The organism is Cupriavidus sp. DF5525 (assembly GCF_040149425.2).
Taxonomy (GTDB): domain Bacteria; phylum Pseudomonadota; class Gammaproteobacteria; order Burkholderiales; family Burkholderiaceae; genus Cupriavidus; species Cupriavidus pickettii_A.
This window is the reverse complement of record NZ_CP168265.1, coordinates 341908-364369: the sequence shown is the minus strand read 5'-3', so window position 1 is coordinate 364369 and position 22462 is coordinate 341908. Positions and strand designations below refer to the sequence as shown.

Genomic DNA, 22462 nt, shown 5'->3' with positions numbered 1-22462 from the left:
ACCGGCCAGGCACGCGTCCGACCCGGCACGGGCACCCTGCCGGGGCAACACGGCAAGCGCGGCGGGGCGCCCGGAGGCGACCAAGGCGCCGTCGCATTCGTTGGTATACTTCGTCGCCATGATAGCCAATTTCGATGCGGATCGAGCACTCCGGCTCGCGCGCAATACCCTCCAGACCGAAGCCGATGCGGTTTCCGCACTTTCGGGCCGCCTGACCCTTGACTTTGCCCACGCGGTGCAGCTGATCCTGCAATGCAACGGGCGCGTAGTGGTCTCCGGCATCGGCAAGTCCGGTCATATCGGGCGCAAGGTGGCGGCCACGCTGGCCTCCACCGGCACTCCCGCGTTCTTCGTGCACCCGGCCGAGGCCAGCCATGGCGACCTGGGCATGGTCACGCGCGACGACGTGCTGATCGCCTTTTCCAATTCCGGCGAGACCGGCGAGCTGCTGTCGATCATCCCGATCGTCAAGCGCATCGGCGCCCGGCTGATCTCGGTCACCGGCAACCCCGAGTCCAACCTGGCCAAGCTGGCCGATGTGCACTTGGACGCCGCCGTGGAAAAGGAAGCCTGCCCGCTGAACCTGGCGCCAACGGCAAGCACCACCGCGGCGCTGGCGCTCGGCGACGCGCTGGCAGTGGCGGTGCTGGACGCGCGCGGCTTCGGCGAGGAAGACTTCGCCCGCTCGCACCCGGGCGGCGCGCTGGGGCGCAAGCTGCTGACGCACGTGCGCGACGTGATGCGCACCGGCAACGCCGTGCCCGAGGTACGCGAGAACACCCCGCTGGCGCAGGCACTGATGGAAATTACCCGCAAGGGCATGGCCATGACCGCGGTGGTTGACCCCGACGGCCACGCCATCGGGGTCTTCACCGACGGCGACCTGCGCCGCCTGCTGGAAACCCCGCGCGACTGGAAGACCGTGCCCATCGGCGAGGTCATGCACCGCAACCCGCACGTGGTCAACGAGAACCAGCTCGCCGTGGAAGCGGTACAGGTGATGGAAGCCAACCGCATCAACCAGCTGCTGGTGGTGGACGACGACGGCCGCCTCACCGGCGCGCTCCATATCCACGACCTGACCCGCGCCAAGGTCATCTGAACGGGGCGCAAGCAAGGACACCATGCAGGCACTACTCGCCTCCCTCAGCGGCATCGTGATGCGGCTGCTGCCGCTGCTGCTGATGGCCTTCGTGGCGGGCAGCACGTTCTGGCTGGTCCAGATCAACTCGCCCAAGGAAGACCAGGCCGCGCAGACCACCAAGAAACACGAGCCGGACTACTTCATCGACCGCTTCTCGGCCACCGAGCTGGCACCGGACGGCAGCACCAAGATCCGCTTCACCGGCGATCGCATGGTCCATTTCGAGGACGACCAGACCTACGAGGTGACCCGTCCCGCGATGCGCGCCTACCAGCCCGACCGCCCGCCCGTCACCGCGCGCGCCGACATCGGCCGCATGAACGCCGAAGGCTCGGTGATCGACCTGTACGGCAACGGCTTCATCCTGCGCCAGCAGGGGCCCGACGCGTCCAAGGACCCGCAGTTGACCGCGGCGTCGAGCTACTTCCAGCTGCTGCTCAACGACGACATCGTCAAGACCGACAAGGCGGTCAAGCTCACGCGCGGCCCCTCGGTGATGACAGCCAACGGCCTGATCTTCAACAACGTCACCCGCGAAGTACAATTGCTCGGCAATGTACGCGGCACCATCATCACCGGACCGTCGCCGGGCCGGTGATGATCCCGGCACGGGGCCCCGTTGGCAGCAAGGCTGCAACGAACCCCGCCCGCCCCAGGCACCACCAACACGTACCAAAACGTACCAAGACGCCCTCCAGCGACCCCTGCCAACATGACTGCTTTCCTGACGACATCGTCCCGTCGACGCACCGCCCCTGCCCTGCTGGCTTCGGCAGTGGCCTTCGGCCTGCTGCTGGCCCAGCCCGCCCTTGCCGAGCGCGCGGACCGCGACAAGCCGATGGTGCTGGAGGCCGACAACGCCAGCTACGACGACGTCAAGCAGATCTATACGCTCACCGGCAACGTGGTGCTGACCAAGGGCACCATGATCCTGAAGTCGGACGCGGCCGAGCTGCGCACCGACCCGGAGGGTTATCAGTTCGCCGTGGCCACCGCCAAGCCGGGCAAGCAGGCGTATATCCGGCAGAAGCGCGAGGGTGTCGATGAATATATCGACGGCTGGGGCGACCGCATCGAATACGACGGCAAGCAGGAACTGTCCAAGCTGATCGGCAATGCCCGCATGGCCCGCCTGCAGGGTGCCAAGATGGTCGACGAGATCCGCGGCGCGGTGCTGACCTACGACAGCCGCAAGGAGTTCTACACGGCTGCCGGTAGCGGCGGCGAGGGCTCGCCCGCCAATCCTTCCGGCCGCGTGCGCGCAGTGCTGTCGCCGCGCCAGGACCAGGGCGCCCAAGGCGCGCCCGGTGCCGGCGGCTCGCCGCTGAACCTGAAGTCCGCGCCCGCGCCGACCAACAAACCCTGACGCCGGCGCCGCATACGACATCCCCTGCGCCGCCGCCTGAATGAATGCCTGAGCCAATGACCGATACCGCAACGATTGCCGAAAAGCCTTTCGTCGAAGCCTCCACCGTCCTAGCCGGGGGCAGCACGCTGGTCGTGCGCCACCTGAGGAAGCGCTATGGCACGCGCACGGTGGTCAAGGATGTCTCGCTGGACGTGAAGAGCGGCGAGGTGGTCGGGCTGCTCGGCCCCAACGGCGCGGGCAAGACCACCTCCTTCTACATGATCGTCGGCCTGGTGGCGCTGGACGAGGGCGATATCGTGCTCGACGGCGACCATATCAGCGGCCTGCCGATCCACGAGCGCGCACGCATGGGGCTGTCCTACCTGCCGCAGGAGGCCTCGGTCTTCCGCAAGCTCAACGTCGAGGAGAACATCCGCGCCGTGCTGGAGCTGCAGGTGGAAAACGGCAAGCCGCTGGGCAAGGCCGAGATCGACCGCCGCCTCGATTCGCTGCTCGACGACCTGCAGATCGCGCACCTGCGCAACAACCCGGCGCTGTCGCTGTCGGGTGGCGAGCGCCGCCGCGTGGAGATCGCGCGCGCACTGGCCTCGTCGCCGCGCTTCATCCTGCTGGACGAGCCCTTCGCCGGCGTGGATCCGATCGCGGTGGGCGAGATCCAGCGCATCGTCAGCTTCCTGAAGGCGCGCAATATCGGCGTGCTGATTACCGATCACAACGTGCGCGAAACGCTCGGCATCTGCGACCACGCCTACATCATCAGCGAAGGCACGGTGCTGGCCGCGGGCGAGCCCGAAGAGATCATCGCCAACGAATCGGTGCGGCGCGTCTACCTGGGCGAGAACTTCCGCATGTGATGTACCGGCCTGCTGAAAGTGGTCAGAAGCGTTGTCTCGAGCGCTACCACACACGGCAGGTTTTGTTCAGGCAGCGCGTGGGATACCCCACAGCGTGCGGCGATCAGAGCGCATCAGCGATAGCAATTTCCGTTCCAACAACGGAAAGATGCGCATAAAATAGGTCGCATGAAACCGTCGCTACAGCTCCGCCTCTCCCAGCACCTGGCACTCACGCCGCAACTGCAGCAGTCGATCCGGCTGCTGCAGCTTTCAACGCTGGAACTGCAGCAGGAAGTCGAACAGGCGCTGACGGAAAACCCCCTGCTCGAACGTGAGAACGACTGGATCGAAAGCCCGCTGCGCGTGGCCGCCGACGGCTCGGTCAACCTGCAGAGCGCGCCCGCACCCGCGCCGGCCGAGCCGCAAGGAAACGGTGACGCGCGCACCGACGCCGCGGGCGACGATGACAGCTACGGCGACAGCAGCAGCGGCGACGACTATGGCAGCGACTGGAGCCTTGACGACTTCGCCCGCCGGCCGCAAGGCGACGATGACGAAAAGACGCCGATGCAGCTGCGCGACGCCGAGCCGACGCTGCGCGAATACCTGATGGAGCAGCTCGCGCCGCTGAAGATCTCGACGCGCGACAAGGGCCTGGCGATCTTCCTGATCGAATCGCTGGACGACGACGGCTACCTGAGCGCGTCGCTCGAGGAAATCTGCACCGAGCTGCCGGAAGAACTCGAATTCGAGATCGAGGAAGTCCACGCGATCCTGACGCTGCTGCAGAGCTTCGATCCGCCCGGCGTGGGCGCGCGCAATGCCGCCGAGTGCCTCGCGCTGCAATTGCGGCGCCTGAAGCACCCGCAGCGCGACCTGGCGCTGGTCATCGTCACCAACCACCTGGAACTGCTGGCAGTGCGCGACTACACGCGGCTGAAGAAGGCGCTGCAGGTGGACGAAGCGGCGCTGAAGGCGGCGCATGAACTGATCCGCTCGCTCGCGCCCTATCCCGGCCATGCCTACAGCCGCCCGGAAGCCGATTTCGTGGTGCCCGATGTATTCGTGCGCAAGAGCGGCGGCGGCTGGACCGCGCAACTCAACCCGGATGTGATGCCGCGGCTGCGCATCAACGATATGTACGCGCAGATCCTGCGCGGCGCCAAGGGCGAGTCGGGCACGGCCGGCCTGCAGCAGAAGCTGCAGGAAGCGCGGTGGCTGATCAAGAACATCCAGCAACGGTTCGACACCATCCTGCGTGTCTCACAGGCCATTGTCGAGCGTCAAAAGAACTTTTTCACCCACGGCGAAATCGCCATGCGCCCCTTGGTTTTGAGGGAGATTGCCGATACACTGGGTTTACACGAGTCAACCATCTCCCGGGTGACGACCAATAAATACATGGCAACGCCGATGGGTACTTTCGAATTGAAGTACTTCTTCGGCAGCCACGTGTCCACCGAAACCGGTGGCGCGGCTTCATCAACGGCCATCCGCGCCTTGATCAAGCAACTGATAGGAGCCGAAGACCCGAGGAATCCCCTTTCCGACAGTCGCATTGCCGAACTGCTGGGCGAACAAGGCTTCGTTGTCGCACGCCGCACCGTTGCCAAGTATCGCGAAGCCCTGAAAATCCCCGCAGTCAATCTCCGCAAGTCTTTGTAGCCGAGCCCACCGCCTGCCTGGTGAGGCTCTTTCAGAAGGAGAAGCGCTATGAACTTCAAGATCAGTGGACACCACCTTGACATCACGCCGGCATTGCGTGAGTACGTGGAAACGAAGCTGGAGCGAATCGTCAGGCATTTCGATCAAGTCATTGGCGTTAGCGTGCTGCTCTCTGTCGATAATCACAAAGAAAAGGACCGGCGCCAGTACGCGGAAATCAATCTACATCTCAGGGGCAAGGACATCTTTGTTGAAGCGCATCACGAAGACCTGTATGCGGCAATCGACGCGCTCGTCGACAAGCTCGACCGTCAGGTGATCCGCTACAAGGACCGCGTGCAAAGCCACGACCGCGAGGCGGTCAAATATCAGATGGCCGCAGCGCAAATGCAGCAATGACCGTGCCCGGCGGCTCCCAGCGAGCCGTCGAATCCGAGACTAGACAGGCAAGCCGCGCTCAAACGCGGCTTTTTTGCGCCCTGGCGCCAGAAAATGAGCATAAAGCGCCCTGGCTGTGGCGGCGGTGCAAACTAGTACCACCCGATTGGGCGAGGGTGTTCGCAACGACGGCGGCAAGGTGTATGCTGCGCCATACATGGCAGGCGGGCATTTTTTGCATCCAACCCGGTGCGTGACCTTGTGTCGTTTTGCACCCGAATCCGGCGCTGCGCTGCACAATGGGGAGGAAGCCGCTGCTCTATAATGGCCGGACGCCCGCGGGCGGCTGACGGCCCGGCGTCGAGTGACTTTGCAGCCGCCCGCAGCAGCCCACTGCCCGGCCGGAACGGCTGATCCGCCCCGCTAACTGAAATCCTGCGCATCGCCCATGAATCGTTTGGCCAAATTGCTGCCACCCGGCAACATCAACCTCGATGTAAGCGTCACCAGCAAGAAGCGTGTGTTCGAGCAGGCCGGGCTCCTCTTCGAGAACAACCATGGCGTGGCGCGCGCTACTGTGACGGACAACCTGTTCGCGCGCGAATCGCTGGGCTCCACCGGCCTGGGCGCCGGCGTGGCGATCCCGCATGGCCGCATCAAGGGCCTGAAGCAGCCGCTGGCCGCCTTCATGCGGCTGGCCGAGCCGATCCCGTTCGAGTCGCCGGACGGCAAGCCGGTGTCGCTGCTGATCTTCCTGCTGGTGCCCGAGCAGGCCACGCAGCAGCACCTGGAAATCCTTTCTGAAATCGCGCAACTGCTGTCGGACCGGGACATGCGCGAAGGGCTGGCAACCCTGCCCACGCCCGATGCCGTGCACCAGTTGCTGATTGCATGGCACCCCTGATCCACTGATCCCCAGAGCGGGCCGGCACCAGACCGGGCAGGCGCAAGACGCTTCGCACACCGCCTCACCAGTCATACCGCATGGAACTCACCGGCGTCACCTCCCAGTCGATCTTCGACGACAACGCAGCCGACCTCAAACTCTCGTGGGTGGCCGGCCTGGAAGGGGCGGATCGCGCCTTCGACGTGGAATTCGCCCGCGAGGCCACCTCCGCCGCGGACCTGGTGGGTCACCTGAACCTGATCCACCCCAACCGCATCCAGGTGCTCGGCAAGCCCGAGATCACCTACTACCAGCGCCTGGACGACGAGACCCGCAAGCGCCAGATGGGCGAGCTGATCCTGCTCGAGCCGCCCTTCCTGGTGATCGCCGACGGCATGGAGCCGCCGCCCGACCTGGAACTGCGCTGCACGCGCTCGTCCACGCCGCTGTTCACCACGCCGGTGTCGTCGGCCGCGGTGATCGACCACCTGCGCCTGTACCTGTCGCGCATTTCCGCGCCGCGCGTGACCATGCACGGGGTGTTCCTCGACATCCTCGGCATGGGCGTGCTGATCATGGGTGAATCGGGCCTGGGCAAGAGCGAGCTCGGGCTGGAACTGATCTCGCGCGGCCACGGGCTGGTGGCCGACGATGCGGTCGACTTCGTGCGCCTGGGGCCGGACTTCATCGAGGGGCGCTGCCCGCCGCTGCTGCAGAACCTGCTGGAAGTGCGCGGCCTGGGCCTGCTCGATATCAAGACCATCTTCGGCGAGACCGCGGTGCGGCGGAAGATGAAGATCAAGCTGGTGGTGCAGCTGGTGCGGCGCAACGACGGCGAATTCGAGCGTCTGCCGCTCGATTCGCAATACCTCGACGTGCTCGGCCTGCCGATCCATATGGTCAAGATCCAGGTTGCGGCCGGCCGCAACCTTGCCGTGCTGGTCGAGGCCGCGGTGCGCAACACCATCCTGCGCCTGCGCGGCATCGACACGCTGCGCGACTTCATGGACCGCCAGCGCGCGGCGATGCAGGCCGACGCGGTTTCGCGCGGCCAGGGCCGGCTGCTCTGACCCTTCCGCACTGCGCTTTCAATTGCTTACAACGGCGGCAGGCGCTGCCGTCAACGTGCTTGGGACGTCCTACGTTTTGTGCTGTAATGGGCATCGAGCCCATCCACAGGCCGCCACGAGCCCCCATACCCGCGCGGCCATGATGTTTTCCACAGCCAGGAGAGCAAGCATGAAAAAACTGATCGCGATGTGCGCGCTGGTGACCCCGCTGATGGCGTCCGTGGCCTTTGCCCAGACGGCGTCGGCACCGGCCGCTCCCGCCAAGGAAGCCAAGGCCCCGACCGCGCAGCAGGAAAAGATGAAGGCCTGCAACACCCAGGCCGGCGACAAGAAGGGCGACGAGCGCAAGGCGTTCATGAAGGAATGCCTGTCGGCCAACAAGTCGGCCGTGCCCAAGACCCAGCAGGAAAAGATGGCGGCCTGCAGCAAGGAGGGCAAGGGCAAGAAGGGCGACGAATACAAGGCGTACATGAAGGAATGCCTGTCCAAGTCGGCCTGACCAATGTCCAGCTGACACACAATGAATGGCGAACCGCGAGGCTCGCCATTTTTGCTTGCGGCGACTGTCATGACGCGGCCATCACCTGATGCTATGCTTCACATGCTATGCGCATCATTCTCATCACCGGCATTTCCGGTTCCGGCAAGTCCGTCGCCCTGAACGTCCTCGAAGATGCAGGCTATTACTGCGTCGACAACCTGCCGGCGCAGTTCATCCCGGAACTGACCCGCTATCTCGCCAGCCAGGGCTATACGCACCTGGGGGTGGCCACCGACATCCGCAGCCGCGAATCGCTCGACGAGCTGCCCGACACCGTGCGCGCGCTCGCGCCCGAGCACCAGGTCGAGGTGGTGTTCCTGACGGCGAGCACCGACGCGCTGGTGCAACGCTACTCCGAGACGCGCCGCCGCCATCCGCTGTCGATCCGCACCGAAGGCACGCCCGGCCCGGGCGGCGAGCCCGCCCTCAACGACACCGCGCTGATGGAAGCGATCGAAATGGAGCGCGAGCTGCTGAGCCCGCTGGCCGAGGCCGCGCACCGGATCGACACCAGCAATGTGCGCACCAATACGCTGCGCAGCTGGATCAAGGAGCTGATCCGCGACGACAGCGAACGGCTGACGCTGCTGTTCGAGTCCTTCGGCTTCAAGCACGGTGTGCCCAGCGACGCCGACATGGTGTTCGACGTGCGCTCGCTGCCCAACCCCTACTACGACCTGGCGCTGCGCCCGCTGACGGGCCGCGACAAGCCGGTAATCGACTTCCTGCAGGGGCAGCCGATGGTGCTGGCGATGGCCGAGGATATCCGCGCCTATGTCGAAAAGTGGCTGCCGAGTTTCATTGCTGACAACCGCAGCTACCTGACCGTGGCGATCGGCTGCACCGGCGGCCAGCATCGCTCGGTCTATATTGCGGAAAGGCTCGCCAACTATTTCCGGGCGCATGGTAATGTGCTGGTGAGACACCGAGAGCTCGCGCCGGCGGGCTGACGCGAATCGTGCCTGCCTGCGGGCGGTGGCGCGCAGCGTTTGCCTGGCGGCGCGCCATTGCTGCCCGAACAGCGTCCCCTACGCAAGCTGGCACCGCATGTCTTCGACCGATCTCTACCGTCATACCGCGTCCGCAGGGTCCGACGACCCAACGCAGACGCTCGACAACCTGCCGCTGTTCCCCTTGCACACCGTGCTGTTTCCCGGTGGACGGCTGCCGTTGCGCGTGTTCGAGGCGCGCTATGTCGACATGGTGCGCAACTGCCTGCGCGACAGCACGCCCTTTGGCGTATGCCTGATCGAAAGCGGGGAAGAAGTGGCGCGCCCCGACCAGGCCACCGTGCCCGAGCCGATCGGCTGCCTCGCCGACATCGTCGATTGCAATATGGAGCAACTGGGCGTGCTGCTGATCCGCGCGCGCGGCCGCGAACGCTTCCGCATCATCAGCCACGAGACGCGCGACGACGGCCTGCTGGTGGCGCGCGCCGAAGTGCTGCCCGCCGACATCATCGACTGCAAGCTGGAGCTGCTGGGTGAATGCCTGGACGCGCTGCGGCGCATCGTGACCCGGCTGCATGCCGAGCAGCCCGACCGCCTGCCCTTTGACGAGCCCTACCTGTGGGACGACCCGAGCTGGGTCGCCAACCGGCTGTGCGAACTGCTGCCGGTGCCGCTCAAGGCCAAGCAGATGCTGATGGCACTGCCCGATGCGGGCATGCGCATCGAGATCGTGCACCGGTATATGCGCCAGAACCACATGGTCTAGGCGCAGTTCCCCACATCAATCAAAACAGCCCGCCGCGCGCCTGGTCTTCCAGCAGCCTGCGCACCGGCGCGGGCGTGCCCAGCGCATCGAGATCATCGAGCGAAATCCAGCGTTGCGCGGCTTCCGCGGCGCTGTCCCGCACCATCAGGTTGCCGGGGTCGGTGCTGACATCGACCCGGATGGCACGGATCAGCAGGCGGAAATGCGTGAACACGTGGGTCAGCTCGCCGGTCAGCGCGGCACGCGTCGGCTTGCCGAAGGCGCGCGCATAGTCGAGCGCCGCCTCTTCCGCGGCTTCGGCATCGAACGGCACGGCGTCGACCGGCATCTCCGGCAGGCTCCACAGGCCGCCCCACACGCCACTGTCCGGGCGCAGGCGCAGCAGCACTTCACGCTCGCGCCGCACCAGCAGCATCACGGTGCTGCGCTCGGGGATGGCTGCGCGCGGCTTGGGCGTGGGCAGCACGGCGGTGAGGCCGTCGCGGCGCGCCACGCAATCGGTGGACAGCGGGCACGCACCCGCATTGGCCAGGCATGCAGGCTTGCCACGCGAGCATACGGTTGCACCCAGGTCCATCAGGCCCTGCGTGTAGGCGATCATGTCCTCGGCCTGGCGCGGACCCGGGGCCGGCAGCGCCGCCTCGGCCAGCTGCCACATGCGCGCTTCCACCGCGCGTTCGCCCGGATGCCCGTGGATGCCGAAGAAGCGCGCGAACACACGCTTGACGTTGCCGTCCAGGATCGGCGAGCGCACGCCGGCGCTGAACGCGGCGATCGCCGCGGCGGTGGAGCGGCCGATGCCGGGCAGCGTCGCCAGCACCGCCGGGTCGGTCGGGAACTCGCCACCATGTTCGCTGACCACCTGCATCGCGCACCGGTGCAGGTTGCGCGCACGCGAGTAGTAGCCCAGCCCCGCCCACAACGCCATCACCTGGTCGGCCGGCGCCGCGGCCAGCGCCTGTACCGTGGGCAACTGCAAGATAAAGCGCTGGAAGTAGTCGATCACCGCGCTGACCTGCGTCTGCTGCAGCATGATCTCCGACAGCCAGATGCGGTATGGGTCGCGCGTGTTCTGCCACGGCAGGTCGTGCCGGCCATGCACGCGCTGCCAGTCGACCACGCGCGCGCCGAAATCGGGGGGGACGTGGATGTCGTCAGGCACGGCGGGAACGGCTGGAGCGGCACGGGGGGCGGGCTTGCGGGGCATCGGGTGAGACTGGTGTAGAACGTGGGGGCGCTGCGGTCGCGGGCGCACCAAATAAAAATGGCGCCGCTACGCGCGGCGCCACATGATATACCGCCCGGCGACGGTGCCCCGCGCTAGGCCACTGCCAGGTCCACCCCGGCGGGATTGGCTGTCGGCCGCAGCAACCGCTGCGCGAAGTTCTCGATATGCCCGCTGCGTTCGTCCAGGCCGTTGAGCACTTCCTCGAGCTGGGCGATGCGGCTTTCCAGCGTGTCGGTGGCTTCGTGGATGCGCTCGATCGAATCGACACGGCGGCGCAGCTGCTTCTGGTGCTCGCGCACCTGCGCTTCCAGCGGCGTCATTACCGACTTGAGCCACACCTCGATATCGCGATTGAGGTCGCGGAAGTTCTCCAGCACGCGGCTGGCCATGGTGCTGAACGCGTTCTGCACCAGCTGCGGCCGCGAGCGGGTCAGCATGCTGACCGTGCCGAAATGCGCATGCACCAGCCGCAGCGTTTCCTGCAGCTCGGCAATGTAGCGCTCGGCGGTGAACTGCATCGGCGCGGGCAACGTGAAGCCGTGCTCGGCATTGAAGCGCCGGTACATGCTTTCGATCAGCTGATGCAGCTGGCCGATCTTGTTGTCGGCATCGGTCACCAGCGCGGTCAGTTGCGCGAACAGCGCGTCCATGTCCTCGCGCAGGCCGCGCGAGAAGAAGCGCTCCTTCATCTGCTCGCGCGCGGTGCGCATGGTGTGGCGCACGTCGCGCAGCTGCAGGCTCTTGATGATGTCGGCGCTGTGGCGCCCGAACACCAGCCGTAGCGCCTGGAACTTGCTGATGCTCTGCTCGAACTCTTCCTTCTCGCCCTGCACGCGCATCAGCATGTGCTTGACCATCGCGTGGTTCTTGCCGCGCAGGCCGCGCAGCTCGAACAACTGCTCGACGATGTCGCGGCGACGGCTCTGCAGCAGTTGCTGCGCGGCGCGCGCCATGTCCTGCACCAGCCGGTGCGCCTGGTCCGAGACGATCTCGCGCCGGCGCGGGATCAACTGGTTGGACAACACATGCTCGAACTCGGGCAGGCCGCTGCGCGCGAGCAGCGCGTCGTCGTGCGTGACCTTGGCCACCAGGCCCTTCTGCGCGGATACCGGATAAATGCGTGACTGCTCGATGCCCAGCACCTTCCCGGTGGTGGAGACCTGCCGCGCGATCTCCTGCGCGATCTCGGCCGGCTGGCGCAGCGGGTCCCACAGCCCGTCGATCTTGTTGAGCACCGCCAGGCAGCCGCGCCGGTGGCCGGCGCCGACATGGCTGCGCCACAGCTCCAGGTCGCTCTTGGTGACGCCGGCGTCCGCCGCCAGCACGAACACCACTACGTGCGCGTCCGGGATCAGCCGCAGCGTCAGTTCGGGCTCGGTGCCGATCGCGTTCAGCCCGGGCGTGTCGAGGATCACCAGGCCCTGGCGCAGCAGCGGGTGCGGGAAATTGATGACGGCGTGGCGCCAGCGCGAGATCTCGACCATGCCTTCGGCATCGACCGCGTAGGCGGCGTCGGGATCGTTCTCGTGGTACAGGCCAAGCGCCTCGGCCTGCTGCGGCGGCACGCGCACGGTCTGCACCACGTGCTGGAAGGCTTCCAGCATACCTTCGGGCGAAGACGGGTCGAGCGGCACAGAATGCCAGTGCGCGGCCGAGGTGCCGGCCTCGAGAAAGTCCGCGGTCGAGGCTTCCTGCAGGCGCGTTTCGATCGGCAGCAGGCGGATGCACGGCGGCTCGGCCTCGTCATAGCGCAGCTCGGTCGGGCACATGGTGGTGCGCCCAGCCGACGACGGCAGGATGCGGCGCCCGTAGTCGGCAAAGAAGATGGCGTTGATCAGCTCGCTCTTGCCGCGCGAGAACTCGGCAATAAAGGCGACCTTGAGGCGGTCGCCGCGCAGTACGTTCTGGATGCGCTGCACGCGGTCATCGGCCTGTGCGTCGTACAGGTCGTGCTGCTGCAGCCAGGATTGGAATTCGGCCAGTGACTGGAGGACCCCCGTTCTCCAGGCGCCGTATTGTTCGAATTGGTGGGCGAGCGTTGTCATGGAGCTGTTTGGCTGACTCGGTTTCTACCTCGGGGCTGGCCACCGGGTGGCGTGCCCGTGTTCACGCAATGCCGGCCGCCGCCGCGAATCTTTCAGACGGTTGGGCCATTTTTGTAACTTTTTATGACTGCGCACACGATACAGGTTTCCACGGCGGTTTTGTGGAATTCACGCCCCTTGTGGGTTCCGCGGACGAGGAGTGTTGCGCCGACCCATCGACAATCCGCAGCGGCGCGCATTGTGCGCCACACAGCGCATGTCGCAGCAGCTCAGTGCTGGCAGTTCGGGCAGTAGAAAGTCGAGCGCTGGCCCTGCACGATCTGGCGCACCGGCGTGCTACAGACCCGGCACGGCTGCCCGGCGCGGTCATAGACAAAACAATCGAGCTGGAAGTAGCCGCTGGCGCCGTCGCTGCCGACAAAGTCGCGCAGCGTGCTGCCGCCGCGCTCGATCGCCTGCGCCAGCGTTTCGCGCACGGCCTGCGCCAGGCGGTCGCAGCGCGCGCGGCTGAGGCGCCCGGCCGGCGTGGTCGGGCGGATGCCGGCGCGGAACAGGCTTTCCGATGCATAGATGTTGCCCACGCCCACCACGATGCCGCCCGCCAGCAGCACGGTCTTGATTGCGGCACTGCGCCCGCGCGTGTGGCGGTGCAGCCAGGCGCCGTCGAAGGCGGCATCGAAGGGCTCGATGCCGAGCGTGCGCAGCAGCGGGTGTTGCTGCAGTTCGGCCTCGGGCAGCGTGGTCCACAAGATCGCGCCGAAGCGGCGCGGATCGCGAAAGCGCAGCACCACCGGGCCAGGCCCGGCGCCAGGTTCGGCCGTGAGCAGCAGGTCCAGGTGATCGTGCGTGCCGGGCGGCGGCGCATCGGGCAGCACCCGCAGCGTGCCGGTCATGCCCAGATGCACCAGCAGCCAGCCGGTGGCTGCCTCCCCATCGGCGCTGACGCATTCGAGCAGCAGGTACTTGCCGCGGCGCTCGATCCGGCGTACCACGCGCTGCGCCAGACGGCTTTCCAGCTCCGGATCGACCGGCCAGCGCAGGCCCCGGTGGCGTACCGTCACCGCGGCGATGCGCCGGCCCACCACATGCGGCAGCAGGCCGCGCCGGGTCACCTCGACCTCGGGCAATTCAGGCATCGAACCTCTCCGTTTGTTACCGCTCCAAACTCCTGCCGGCCCTGCGTGCGCAAGCCCGCGGGCGCCGAGCAGCGCATTGTAGCGGCAGGCTACAATGCCCTTATCCAATCCTTCGCCAGCGTGCGCCGGAGCACTCAATACATGTCGGACCTTATTCCGGACCAGATGCCGGACACCACGTCGCATCCCCTCACTGAGCACGTCGGGCACGCCAGGCACGCCGCGGGTAATCCACTGGCCGCAGCCATAGGCGCCGTTTCCCGCACAGCGCGGGCCGCTAGCGCACTCGCCGTGTTCCGGCAAAGTCACCGCCGCCATGTGGGTGCGCTGGCCGCCTCGGCACTGCTCGCCGTGGCCGCGGGAGCGGCCCATGCCGCACCGCCCGCCGAGGCCCCGCTGCCCAGGCTGCAGCTGGCCGCCGCCGAGGGCGACCGCGCCGCGGCCGCCAAGGCGGCACGCAGTGCGCTGCCGTCGGTCGAGCTGACCGACGACATCGTCTATATGGTGCTCGCCGCCGAGATTTCCATGCAGCGCGGCCTGGTCGGCCCGGCTTACCGCACCTACCTGGAACTGGCGCGGCAGACACGCGACCCGCGCTTCGCGCAGCGCGCCACCGAGATCGCCTTCAACGCGCGCGTCCCGCAGCAGGCGCTGGACGCTGCGCGGCTGTGGCGCGAGATCTCGCCGAACTCGCCCGCCGCCACCCAGGTGCTGTCGACGCTGCTGGTACTCAACGGTCGCTGGGACGATGCCCGGCCGCTGCTGCAGCAGCAACTGGCTTCGGTGCCGGCCACCCATCGCGGCGATGCCATCCTGCAACTGCAGCAGCAGCTGTCGCGCACCAGCGATCCCGCCGGCGCCGCTACGCTGCTGCAGGAGCTGACCAGGAACGATACGCGTCTGCCCGAGACCCAACTCGCGCTGGCGCGCGCCAAGGAAGTCGCCGGCGACGTGCCGGGCTCGCTTGCCGCGCTGGACCAGGCGCTGAAGCTGCGGCCCGGCTATGAAGCCGCGGCACTGATGGCCGCCGAGCTGCGCGCCGAGAAGGAGCCCGACGAAGCCGTCGCCATCCTCAAGCGCTTCCTCGACAAGTCTCCCGACTCGGTCAACGGCCATATCACGCTGGCGCGGCTGTACCTGCTGCGCAATGACATGCAGGCGGCCCGGCAAGAGTTCGAGACGCTGCGCAAGGTGGCACCGGCAGACCCGCGCGTGCCGCTGGCGCTGGGTCTGACCAGCCTGCAGGCCAGGAACTACACCGAGGCCGAGCAGTACCTGAAGGAATACCTGCAGCTGGTCCAGAAGCAGCCCACCGCCAATCCCGACATTGCTTACCAGTACCTGGCGCAGATCGCTGAGGAACGGAAGGACTATGCCGGCGCGATCCAGTGGCTGGACCGCATCGAGGACATCCGGCTGGCACCCGCGGCGACCGCCAAGCGTGCGCAGCTGCTGGCACGCATGGGCAAGCTCGACGACGCGCAGGCGCTTTTCGGCGATATGCTTTCCGACGCCGAGGACATCCCCGATCCAGGCCAGCGCTCGCAGCGCATGACCGCCATCCGTCAGGCCGAGGTCGCCACGCTGATGGAGACCAAGGCCTACGACCGCGCCCGCAAGGTGCTGGACGAACGCATCACGGCCGAGCCCGAGAACGCCGACTGGATCTACGAGCTGGCCATGCTGGACGAGCGCCAGAAGCGCTACGACAGCATGGAAAGAGGCCTGCGCAAGGTCATCGCGCTGCTGCCCGAGCAGAAGCAAGGCTACAACGCGCTGGGCTACTCGCTGGCCGACCGCAACGAGCGGCTGCCCGAGGCGCTCAAGCTGCTGGAGCGCGCCTCCGAACTGGGCCCGGACGATCCGTACATCATGGACAGCCTGGCCTGGGTCAAATTCCGCATGGGCGACCTGCGCCCCGCGGCGGACCTGCTGCGCAACGCCTACGCCAAGGCGCCCGAAGCCGAGATCGGCGCGCACCTGGGCGAGGTGCTGTGGCAGCTCGGCGAGCACGACGAAGCGCGCAAGACCTGGACCGAGGCCGTGCGCATCGATCCGGAGAACGAGACCCTGATCGACACGCTGCGCCGCTACAAGGTCAACGTACAGACGTCCAAGTAACCTCCGCGCACCGCGGCCTCGCTGGAGGCCCGCGGCGCCGGACTCATGTCCGCCGGCGGCTGCCGCAGCGCGCCGCCGCTTCCCGACAATGCCCATGAACCGAACCCGACGCCTGGCACTGCTTTGCCTTGGCGCCCCCCTGCTGCTGCAGGCTTGCGCCAGCGTGGCGCCGTCGCGCAATTTCGATGCCGATGGAACCGCCGCGAGCCAGCAATACACTGGCCGCTTCTCCGCCAACTACGTGCGCTACGGGCGCGACGAAGGCGTGCAGGGCAGCTTCCGCTGGGAGGAGCAGGGCCGTAACGTGCGCCTGGACCTGGTCTCCCCGCTTGGCCAGACGCTGGCCGTGGTGACCGCCACGCCATCGGGCGCCACGCTCGACCTGCCCAACCAGCCGCCGCGCAATGCGCCCGAGGTCGACACGCTGATGGAAGAGGCGCTCGGCTTCGCGCTGCCGGTGGCAGGCATGCGCGACTGGCTGCATGGCCGCGCCGCGCAGGGCTCGCCCGCGCGCACCACGCGCGACGAGCAGGGACGCCTCGCAACGCTCGCGCAGAACGGCTGGACCGTGCGCTATGTCGCGTGGCAGGACACCTCTGCGCCCGATGCGGCTGCCCGCCCGGTGCCGCGCCGTATCGACCTGGCGCGCGATTCCGCCGCCAATCCGCTGTCGGTACGCCTGGTGATCGATCCGCGAACGCCATGACCCGAACCGCTGCCCTGCCCCCGCCCGAGCTGCGCGACTGCCCGGCGCCGGCCAAGCTCAACCTGTTCCTGCATGTCACCGGCCGCCGCCCTGACGGCTACCACACGCTGCAGACCGTGTTCCAGCTGGTCGACTGGTCCGACACGCTGCATTTCCGCAGGCGCGATGACGGCGTCATCGCGCGTGTCACCGATGTGCCCGGCGTGCCGGCCGACACCGACCTGGCAGTGCGCGCCGCGCGCGCCTTGCAGGCGGCCAGCGGCACCGCCTTCGGCGCCGACATCGCCATCGACAAGGTGCTGCCCATGGGCGGCGGCATCGGCGGCGGATCGTCCGACGCGGCCACCACGCTGCTGGCGCTGAACCACCTGTGGGGCCTCGGCTTTTCGCGTGCCGAATTGATGCGCATCGGCCTGACGCTGGGGGCCGACGTGCCTGTGTTCGTGCTCGGGCATAACGCGTTTGCCGAAGGCGTTGGCGAGCAACTGACGCCGGTCGATTTGCCCGACAGTTGGTTCGTCGTCATCCACCCGAAACAACACGTGCCGACCGCTGAAATTTTTTCGGACAGCTGCTTGACAAGGGATACGCCGCTCTCCATAATTGCGGTCTTCGCTGCTCGCACAAACAAATTCGATTTCGGTCGCAACGACCTGGAACCGATAGCAACAGCGAAGTTCGGCGAAGTCGCCCGAGCCCTTGCATGGCTGAAGCAACACAATCAGCATGCCAGGATGACCGGTTCCGGAGCCTGTGTGTTTGCGCGTTTTCCCGACGCAACAACAGCGCAGCAGGTTTTGGAAAGGTTGCCTCCCGAGTGGGATGGCAGGTGTGTGCGCAGTCTGGCACGTCACCCGCTCGCAGCGCTCGCATAGCAAGTTATCGTTCGGCGCGGTACGGCAGTGTGGTACCACGAAGAACGGCCCGGTTGTGTAGGGGAGTCGCCAAGTTGGTCAAGGCACCGGATTTTGATTCCGGCATTCGAAGGTTCGAATCCTTCTTCCCCTGCCATTACATTCCTATAGTGTCCTTACGGACCCTCTGTATCAGTCACCGGCTTTGCCGGTGACGCCAAGCTCCCCCAGCAGCAAGACAGGTGCCCCGAATGAGCAGCGAAGGCTTGATGGTATTTACCGGCAACGCCAACCCCAAACTCGCGGAGGCTGTCGTACAGCACCTCGGCATTCCGCTGGGCAAGGCGCTCGTTGGCCGTTTCTCCGACGGAGAAGTCCAGGTCGACATCCAGGAAAATGTTCGCGGCAAGCACGTCATCGTGCTGCAGTCCACCTGCGCGCCGACCAACGACAACCTGATGGAACTGATGGTGATGGTCGACGCGCTCAAGCGCGCCTCGGCACGCAGCATCACCGCCGCCATGCCCTACTTCGGCTATGCCCGCCAGGACCGCCGCCCGCGTTCGGCGCGCGTGGCGATCTCGGCCAAGGTCGTGGCCAACATGCTGGAAGTCGCTGGTGTCGAGCGCGTGCTGACGATGGACCTGCACGCCGACCAGATCCAGGGCTTCTTCGATATCCCCGTCGACAACATCTACGCTTCGCCGGTACTGCTGGGCGACCTGCGCGAGAAGAACTACGGCGACCTGCTGGTGGTGTCGCCGGACGTCGGCGGCGTGGTCCGTGCCCGCGCGCTGGCCAAGGAACTGAACTGCGACCTGGCGATCATCGACAAGCGTCGTCCCAAGGCCAACGTGGCCGAGGTGATGAACATCATCGGTGAAGTCGACGGCCGCAACTGCGTGATCATGGACGACATGATCGACACCGGCGGCACACTGTGCAAGGCTGCCCAGGTGCTGAAGGAGCGCGGCGCACTGAAGGTCTTCGCCTACTGCACGCACCCCGTGCTGTCGGGCGGCGCCGCTGCCCGCATCGCCGAGTCGGCACTGGACGAAGTGGTGGTGTGCGACACCATCCCGCTGTCCGAGGAAGCCGCCAAGTGCACCAAGATCCGTCAACTCTCGACCGCCCCGCTGCTGGCCGAGACCTTCACCCGCATCGTCAAGGGCGACTCGATCATGTCGCTGTTCGCGGGATCCTGATAAAATTTTTGGTTTACCACGTTGATTGCCAGATTTTGGCGGTCAACGTGGCTTGATCGGCGCATATCTATCTTTGCGCCGCAACGGGGCTGTCTGGTCGCGGACAGCCTTCTTACTTTGGAGTCATCATGAAAGTTGTCGCTTTCGAGCGTAGCGTACAGGGAACGGGTGCGAGCCGCCGCCTGCGCAATTCGGGCAAGACCCCCGGCATCATCTACGGCGGCGCCGCCGAACCGAAGATGATCGAACTGGATCACAACGCGCTGTGGCACGCCCTGAAGAAGGAAGCGTTCCACTCGTCGATCCTGGAACTGGAAGTCGCCGGCAAGTCGGAACAGGCCCTGCTGCGTGCATTCCAGATGCACCCATTCAAGCCGCTGGTGCTGCACGTCGATTTCCAGCGCGTGTCGGCCAACGACAAGATCCACGTCAAGGTGCCCCTGCACTTCATGAACCAGGAGACCGCTCCTGGCGTGAAGCTGGGCCACGGCCTGGTCAACCACATCGTGAACGACCTGGAAGTGTCGTGCCTGCCGGCCGACCTGCCTGAGTTCATCGAAGTGGACGTCGGCACCATGGAGCTGGGCCAGACCCTGCACCTGAGCGATCTGAAGCTGCCGGCAGGCCTGACCGTCATCACCCACGGTGACGACAATCCCGCCATCGCCAGCATCTCGCTGCCGGCTGGCGCCGCTTCGGCCGCCGAAGGCGCTGCCGAAGGCGAAGGCGAGACGCCGGCTGCCTAAGCTGTCGTTGCGCCGTGGCGGCCCTGGCCGCACGCAGCCAAAAGCCGCCGGCCCTGCCGGCGGTTTTTTTTGGCGTATGCTTGGCGCCTGCAGGCGGTACGCCGTTGTTGCACGCAGTAGCCGCTGCCACCCAACCTGTTCAACACGCATGATCAAGCTCATCGTCGGCCTCGGCAATCCCGGTGCGGAGTACGAGGCCACCCGACACAACGCCGGCTTCTGGCTGGTGGACCAGCTCGCCCGCATGGGCGGCGCCACGCTGCGCGTGGAGGGCCGCTTCCATGGACTGGCCGCGCGTGCGCGGTTGTGGGACCAGGATATCTGGCTGCTCAAGCCGTCGACCTTCATGAACCGCTCCGGGCTGGCCGTGGTGTCGCTGGCGCGCTTCTACAAGATCCTGCCCGACGAGATCGTCGTGGCCCACGACGAGATGGACCTGCCGGCGGGCACCGTGAAACTCAAGCGCGGCGGCGGCGCGGGCGGCCACAACGGGCTCAAGGACATCTCGGCCCACCTGACCACGCAGGAATACTGGCGCCTGCGCCTGGGCGTGGGCCATCCGCGCAACGCGCCGGGCGGCGCCGGTGCGGGCCGCGAGGACGTGGTCAGCTTCGTGCTCAAGCCGCCCCGGCGTGAGGAGCAGGAAGCGATCGAGGGAGCCATCGACCGCAGCATCGACCCGCTGGGGCTGCTCGCGCGCGGCGATGCCGAGCGCGCGATGGCGCAGCTGCATACCGCGCGCTGACGGGAGCGCACGCAGGCACACTCCTGCGACAACAGCATGAAAACGGGCCGCAAAAGCGGCCTTTTTCAATTGTTGTCGCGTTCCGATCCAAAACTCTGCTGTCGCAGACATCCGGTCATCAAAGTTACACAGGCGGCACCTACATTGCGGGCTTCCCACCGCGCCGGCATCCCATGATGGCTTGCGCCCATGACAAACCCACAGGAGGAAAAGCCCATGTCGTACCTGACCGACGAAGCGCGTGCCGCCGGCCGCGCCGCCAAGCCCGACGTTGACGTGCCCGGCCAGATGCTCGAAGACATCGTCGCCGCCAACCCGGCGCGCCGCCGGGTGCTCCGCGGCGGCCTCGGCCTGTCGCTGGTCTCGGCCTTCGGCAGCGGCCTGCTGGCCGCCTGCGGCGGCGGTGACGATCCCGCCCCGGCCCCTGCACCCGCCCCAGGGCCGGCGCCCACCGGCCCGGTCACCCCGAGCTATGAAGTCACCTTCGAGCCGGTCGCCAAGTCCACCGCCGATGCCGTGGTGGTGCCCAACGGCTACAGCATCGACGTGCTGTTCTCCGCCGGCGATCCGGTGGAAGCCGGCGCCACCGGTTATGCCGGCGCCTTCCAGTCGTCCGCCGAGACCGAGCGCCAGGCCGGCGGCAACCACGACGGCATGCACTTCTTCGCGCTGCCGGGCGTCGATCCGCAGAAGGGCGGCCTGCTCGCCATCAACCACGAGCTGCCGGACTACAACATCCTGTTCCCGACCGCCTACGACGCCGCCACTGCCAGCCCGGAGCAGAAGCGCATCGCGCTGTCGGCCGTCGGCATTTCGGTGATCGAGGTCGAACTGGCCGCCAGCGGCAAGTGGCAGGTCAAGCGCGACTCGATCTACAACAAGCGCTACACCGGCAACACGCTGTACCGCGTGGGCGGCCCGGCTGCCTCGGTGGTGGGTTCGACCGTGGTCGGCATGCTCAACAACTGCTCGAGCGGCTACACGCCGTGGGGCACCTACCTGACCTGCGAAGAAAGCACGGACAACTACATCGACCCGAACCAGGCCGACAACGGCTACGGCTGGGTGGTGGAAGTCGATCCGTACGGCACGCTGGGCGCGCCGTCCAAGCGCACCGCGATGGGCCGCTTCGACCATGAGAACGTCGCCTTCCTGACCGACGCCAGCAACAACGTCGCCTTCTACATGGGCGACGACGGCACGCCGGGCTGCATCTACAAGTTCGTACCCAGCAAGGCCTTCGATCCGAACACCCGCGCCGCCAACGCCAACCTGCTCGACAGCGGCACGCTCTACGTCGCCAAATTCAACGCCGACGGCAGCGGCCAGTGGATCGAGCTGACGCAGGGCAAGAACGGCCTGACCGTCGGCGCTTCGGATCCGGGCAACTGGACCCAGTCGGCCACCTCGCCGGCGCCGACCACGGTCGACTTCACCAGCCAGGCCGACGTGCTGGTCAACACCAAGGCCGCCGCGCGCGTGGCCGGCGGCACGCTGATGGACCGTCCCGAGTGGATCACGGCCGCACCGGACAATACGCTCTACTGCACGCTGACCAACAACAGCGGCCGCCAGCAGACCGACGCCGCCAACCCGCGCAAGAACAACCTGCACGGCCATATCATCAAGTGGATCGAAGCCGGCAATTCGCCGCTGGCCACCACCTTTACGTGGAGCATCCTGCTGCAGGCCGGCGACCCGTCGCTGGCCACCGACAACCTGAAGGGCAATATCAACGGCGACACCTTCTCCAGCCCGGACGGCCTGCGCGTCGACCCGAAGGGCCGCCTGTGGGTGCAGACCGACTCCAGCACCAGCGCCAGCTTCATCAACACCTTCGGCAACAACAGCATGTACTACGTCTCGCCGACGGGTCAGTCCAAGCGCTTCCTGGTGGGTCCGACCGGCTGCGAAATCACCGGCATCGCCTACACGCCGGACCTGACCACCTGCTTCATCAATATCCAGCACCCCACCGGCAAGTGGCCGGACGCGGCCAGGCCGCCGCGCTCGTCCACCATCGTGGTGCGCCGTACCGACGGCAAGCCGATGGGTGCCTGACCGCGCAGTG

At 66.6% G+C, this 22462-nt stretch carries 21 protein-coding genes and 1 tRNA gene; 19 read left to right on the top strand and 3 right to left on the bottom strand.

Going from position 1 to position 22462, the window contains the following annotated elements:
* Positions 1-118: 118 nt before the first annotated feature.
* The 11 genes from ABNX08_RS01820 (at position 119) to ABNX08_RS01770 (ending at position 9605) form a co-directional block, all read left to right on the top strand.
* Complete coding sequence (locus ABNX08_RS01820; RefSeq protein ID WP_041681225.1) at positions 119-1102, top strand: KpsF/GutQ family sugar-phosphate isomerase; 984 nt, start codon at positions 119-121, stop codon at positions 1100-1102.
* 22 nt (positions 1103-1124) lie between these two features.
* On the top strand, positions 1125-1742 hold the full coding sequence (gene lptC, locus ABNX08_RS01815) for an LPS export ABC transporter periplasmic protein LptC (RefSeq protein WP_022533460.1): 618 nt from the start codon (positions 1125-1127) through the stop codon (positions 1740-1742).
* Positions 1743-1856: 114 nt separating this feature from the next.
* Positions 1857-2510, top strand: a complete 654-nt coding sequence (gene lptA, locus ABNX08_RS01810) for a lipopolysaccharide transport periplasmic protein LptA (protein ID WP_022533459.1) — start codon at positions 1857-1859, stop codon at positions 2508-2510.
* A 56-nt stretch (positions 2511-2566) separates the two neighbouring features.
* Positions 2567-3367, top strand: coding sequence for an LPS export ABC transporter ATP-binding protein (lptB, locus tag ABNX08_RS01805; RefSeq protein ID WP_022533458.1), 801 nt, complete (start codon positions 2567-2569; stop codon positions 3365-3367).
* Between the two features lie 168 nt (positions 3368-3535).
* Positions 3536-5014 carry an RNA polymerase factor sigma-54 gene (locus tag ABNX08_RS01800; RefSeq protein WP_022533457.1) on the top strand — a complete coding sequence of 493 codons (1479 nt, stop codon included), beginning with the start codon at positions 3536-3538 and terminating at the stop codon, positions 5012-5014.
* Positions 5015-5062: 48 nt separating this feature from the next.
* Positions 5063-5413 carry a ribosome hibernation-promoting factor, HPF/YfiA family gene (gene hpf / locus ABNX08_RS01795; protein ID WP_022533456.1) on the top strand — a complete coding sequence of 117 codons (351 nt, stop codon included), beginning with the start codon at positions 5063-5065 and terminating at the stop codon, positions 5411-5413.
* Between the two features lie 427 nt (positions 5414-5840).
* Positions 5841-6296 (top strand): PTS IIA-like nitrogen regulatory protein PtsN, encoded by a 456-nt coding sequence (gene ptsN / locus ABNX08_RS01790; protein ID WP_022533455.1) that lies wholly within the window; start codon positions 5841-5843, stop codon positions 6294-6296.
* Positions 6297-6376: 80 nt separating this feature from the next.
* Positions 6377-7348, top strand: a complete 972-nt coding sequence (hprK, locus tag ABNX08_RS01785) for an HPr(Ser) kinase/phosphatase (protein ID WP_012351664.1) — start codon at positions 6377-6379, stop codon at positions 7346-7348.
* Between the two features lie 169 nt (positions 7349-7517).
* Complete coding sequence (locus ABNX08_RS01780) at positions 7518-7847, top strand: PsiF family protein (RefSeq protein WP_349605442.1); 330 nt, start codon at positions 7518-7520, stop codon at positions 7845-7847.
* Between the two features lie 107 nt (positions 7848-7954).
* Positions 7955-8839, top strand: a complete 885-nt coding sequence (gene rapZ, locus ABNX08_RS01775; RefSeq protein WP_022533453.1) for an RNase adapter RapZ — start codon at positions 7955-7957, stop codon at positions 8837-8839.
* 97 nt (positions 8840-8936) lie between these two features.
* Positions 8937-9605, top strand: coding sequence for an LON peptidase substrate-binding domain-containing protein (locus ABNX08_RS01770; protein WP_022533452.1), 669 nt, complete (start codon positions 8937-8939; stop codon positions 9603-9605).
* Between the two features lie 19 nt (positions 9606-9624).
* On the opposite strand, the gene mutY is transcribed toward ABNX08_RS01770, so the two are convergent.
* The 3 genes from mutY to mutM all read right to left on the bottom strand — a co-directional run bounded on the left by mutY (position 9625) and on the right by mutM (position 14014).
* Positions 9625-10812 carry an A/G-specific adenine glycosylase gene (gene mutY, locus ABNX08_RS01765; RefSeq protein WP_022533451.1) on the bottom strand — a complete coding sequence of 396 codons (1188 nt, stop codon included), beginning with the start codon at positions 10810-10812 and terminating at the stop codon, positions 9625-9627.
* Between the two features lie 113 nt (positions 10813-10925).
* Positions 10926-12878, bottom strand: coding sequence for a dynamin family protein (locus tag ABNX08_RS01760; protein WP_022533450.1), 1953 nt, complete (start codon positions 12876-12878; stop codon positions 10926-10928).
* A 269-nt stretch (positions 12879-13147) separates the two neighbouring features.
* Complete coding sequence (mutM, locus tag ABNX08_RS01755) at positions 13148-14014, bottom strand: bifunctional DNA-formamidopyrimidine glycosylase/DNA-(apurinic or apyrimidinic site) lyase (RefSeq protein ID WP_022533449.1); 867 nt, start codon at positions 14012-14014, stop codon at positions 13148-13150.
* A 141-nt stretch (positions 14015-14155) separates the two neighbouring features.
* Between mutM and ABNX08_RS01750 the strand changes: the two genes are divergently transcribed.
* The 8 genes from ABNX08_RS01750 to ABNX08_RS01715 all read left to right on the top strand — a co-directional run bounded on the left by ABNX08_RS01750 (position 14156) and on the right by ABNX08_RS01715 (position 22452).
* Entirely contained in the window at positions 14156-16135 is a 1980-nt protein-coding gene (locus ABNX08_RS01750) for a tetratricopeptide repeat protein (protein WP_022533448.1), read from the top strand.
* 94 nt (positions 16136-16229) lie between these two features.
* Positions 16230-16841 (top strand): lipoprotein insertase outer membrane protein LolB, encoded by a 612-nt coding sequence (gene lolB, locus ABNX08_RS01745; RefSeq protein WP_022533447.1) that lies wholly within the window; start codon positions 16230-16232, stop codon positions 16839-16841.
* Positions 16838-17716: a 4-(cytidine 5'-diphospho)-2-C-methyl-D-erythritol kinase gene (ispE, locus tag ABNX08_RS01740; protein ID WP_022533446.1), complete on the top strand. Its 879-nt coding sequence runs from the start codon at positions 16838-16840 to the stop codon at positions 17714-17716. The genes lolB and ispE overlap by 4 nt, the downstream gene beginning before the upstream one ends.
* Before the next feature lie 59 nt (positions 17717-17775).
* Positions 17776-17852, top strand: a tRNA-Gln gene (locus tag ABNX08_RS01735).
* A 94-nt stretch (positions 17853-17946) separates the two neighbouring features.
* On the top strand, positions 17947-18900 hold the full coding sequence (locus ABNX08_RS01730; protein WP_022533445.1) for a ribose-phosphate pyrophosphokinase: 954 nt from the start codon (positions 17947-17949) through the stop codon (positions 18898-18900).
* Between the two features lie 128 nt (positions 18901-19028).
* Complete coding sequence (locus tag ABNX08_RS01725) at positions 19029-19646, top strand: 50S ribosomal protein L25/general stress protein Ctc (protein ID WP_022533444.1); 618 nt, start codon at positions 19029-19031, stop codon at positions 19644-19646.
* A 148-nt stretch (positions 19647-19794) separates the two neighbouring features.
* Complete coding sequence (gene pth / locus ABNX08_RS01720; RefSeq protein ID WP_022533443.1) at positions 19795-20391, top strand: aminoacyl-tRNA hydrolase; 597 nt, start codon at positions 19795-19797, stop codon at positions 20389-20391.
* Between the two features lie 216 nt (positions 20392-20607).
* Entirely contained in the window at positions 20608-22452 is a 1845-nt protein-coding gene (locus tag ABNX08_RS01715; RefSeq protein ID WP_022533442.1) for a PhoX family phosphatase, read from the top strand.
* Positions 22453-22462: the final 10 nt, after the last annotated feature.

Coding starts and splice junctions, on each gene's coding strand:
- ABNX08_RS01760 (WP_022533450.1), bottom strand. CDS start 12,878: ATGACAACGCTCGCCCACCAATTCGAACAATACGGCGCCTGGAGAACG.
- ABNX08_RS01750 (WP_022533448.1), top strand. CDS start 14,156: ATGTCGGACCTTATTCCGGACCAGATGCCGGACACCACGTCGCATCCC.
- mutY (WP_022533451.1), bottom strand. CDS start 10,812: ATGCCCCGCAAGCCCGCCCCCCGTGCCGCTCCAGCCGTTCCCGCCGTG.
- mutM (WP_022533449.1), bottom strand. CDS start 14,014: ATGCCTGAATTGCCCGAGGTCGAGGTGACCCGGCGCGGCCTGCTGCCG.
- ptsN (WP_022533455.1), top strand. CDS start 5,841: ATGAATCGTTTGGCCAAATTGCTGCCACCCGGCAACATCAACCTCGAT.
- lptC (WP_022533460.1), top strand. CDS start 1,125: ATGCAGGCACTACTCGCCTCCCTCAGCGGCATCGTGATGCGGCTGCTG.
- hprK (WP_012351664.1), top strand. CDS start 6,377: ATGGAACTCACCGGCGTCACCTCCCAGTCGATCTTCGACGACAACGCA.
- ABNX08_RS01730 (WP_022533445.1), top strand. CDS start 17,947: ATGAGCAGCGAAGGCTTGATGGTATTTACCGGCAACGCCAACCCCAAA.
- hpf (WP_022533456.1), top strand. CDS start 5,063: ATGAACTTCAAGATCAGTGGACACCACCTTGACATCACGCCGGCATTG.
- lptB (WP_022533458.1), top strand. CDS start 2,567: ATGACCGATACCGCAACGATTGCCGAAAAGCCTTTCGTCGAAGCCTCC.
- ABNX08_RS01800 (WP_022533457.1), top strand. CDS start 3,536: ATGAAACCGTCGCTACAGCTCCGCCTCTCCCAGCACCTGGCACTCACG.
- rapZ (WP_022533453.1), top strand. CDS start 7,955: ATGCGCATCATTCTCATCACCGGCATTTCCGGTTCCGGCAAGTCCGTC.
- ABNX08_RS01820 (WP_041681225.1), top strand. CDS start 119: ATGATAGCCAATTTCGATGCGGATCGAGCACTCCGGCTCGCGCGCAAT.
- lolB (WP_022533447.1), top strand. CDS start 16,230: ATGAACCGAACCCGACGCCTGGCACTGCTTTGCCTTGGCGCCCCCCTG.
- ABNX08_RS01715 (WP_022533442.1), top strand. CDS start 20,608: ATGTCGTACCTGACCGACGAAGCGCGTGCCGCCGGCCGCGCCGCCAAG.
- pth (WP_022533443.1), top strand. CDS start 19,795: ATGATCAAGCTCATCGTCGGCCTCGGCAATCCCGGTGCGGAGTACGAG.
- ABNX08_RS01725 (WP_022533444.1), top strand. CDS start 19,029: ATGAAAGTTGTCGCTTTCGAGCGTAGCGTACAGGGAACGGGTGCGAGC.
- ABNX08_RS01780 (WP_349605442.1), top strand. CDS start 7,518: ATGAAAAAACTGATCGCGATGTGCGCGCTGGTGACCCCGCTGATGGCG.
- ABNX08_RS01770 (WP_022533452.1), top strand. CDS start 8,937: ATGTCTTCGACCGATCTCTACCGTCATACCGCGTCCGCAGGGTCCGAC.
- ispE (WP_022533446.1), top strand. CDS start 16,838: ATGACCCGAACCGCTGCCCTGCCCCCGCCCGAGCTGCGCGACTGCCCG.
- lptA (WP_022533459.1), top strand. CDS start 1,857: ATGACTGCTTTCCTGACGACATCGTCCCGTCGACGCACCGCCCCTGCC.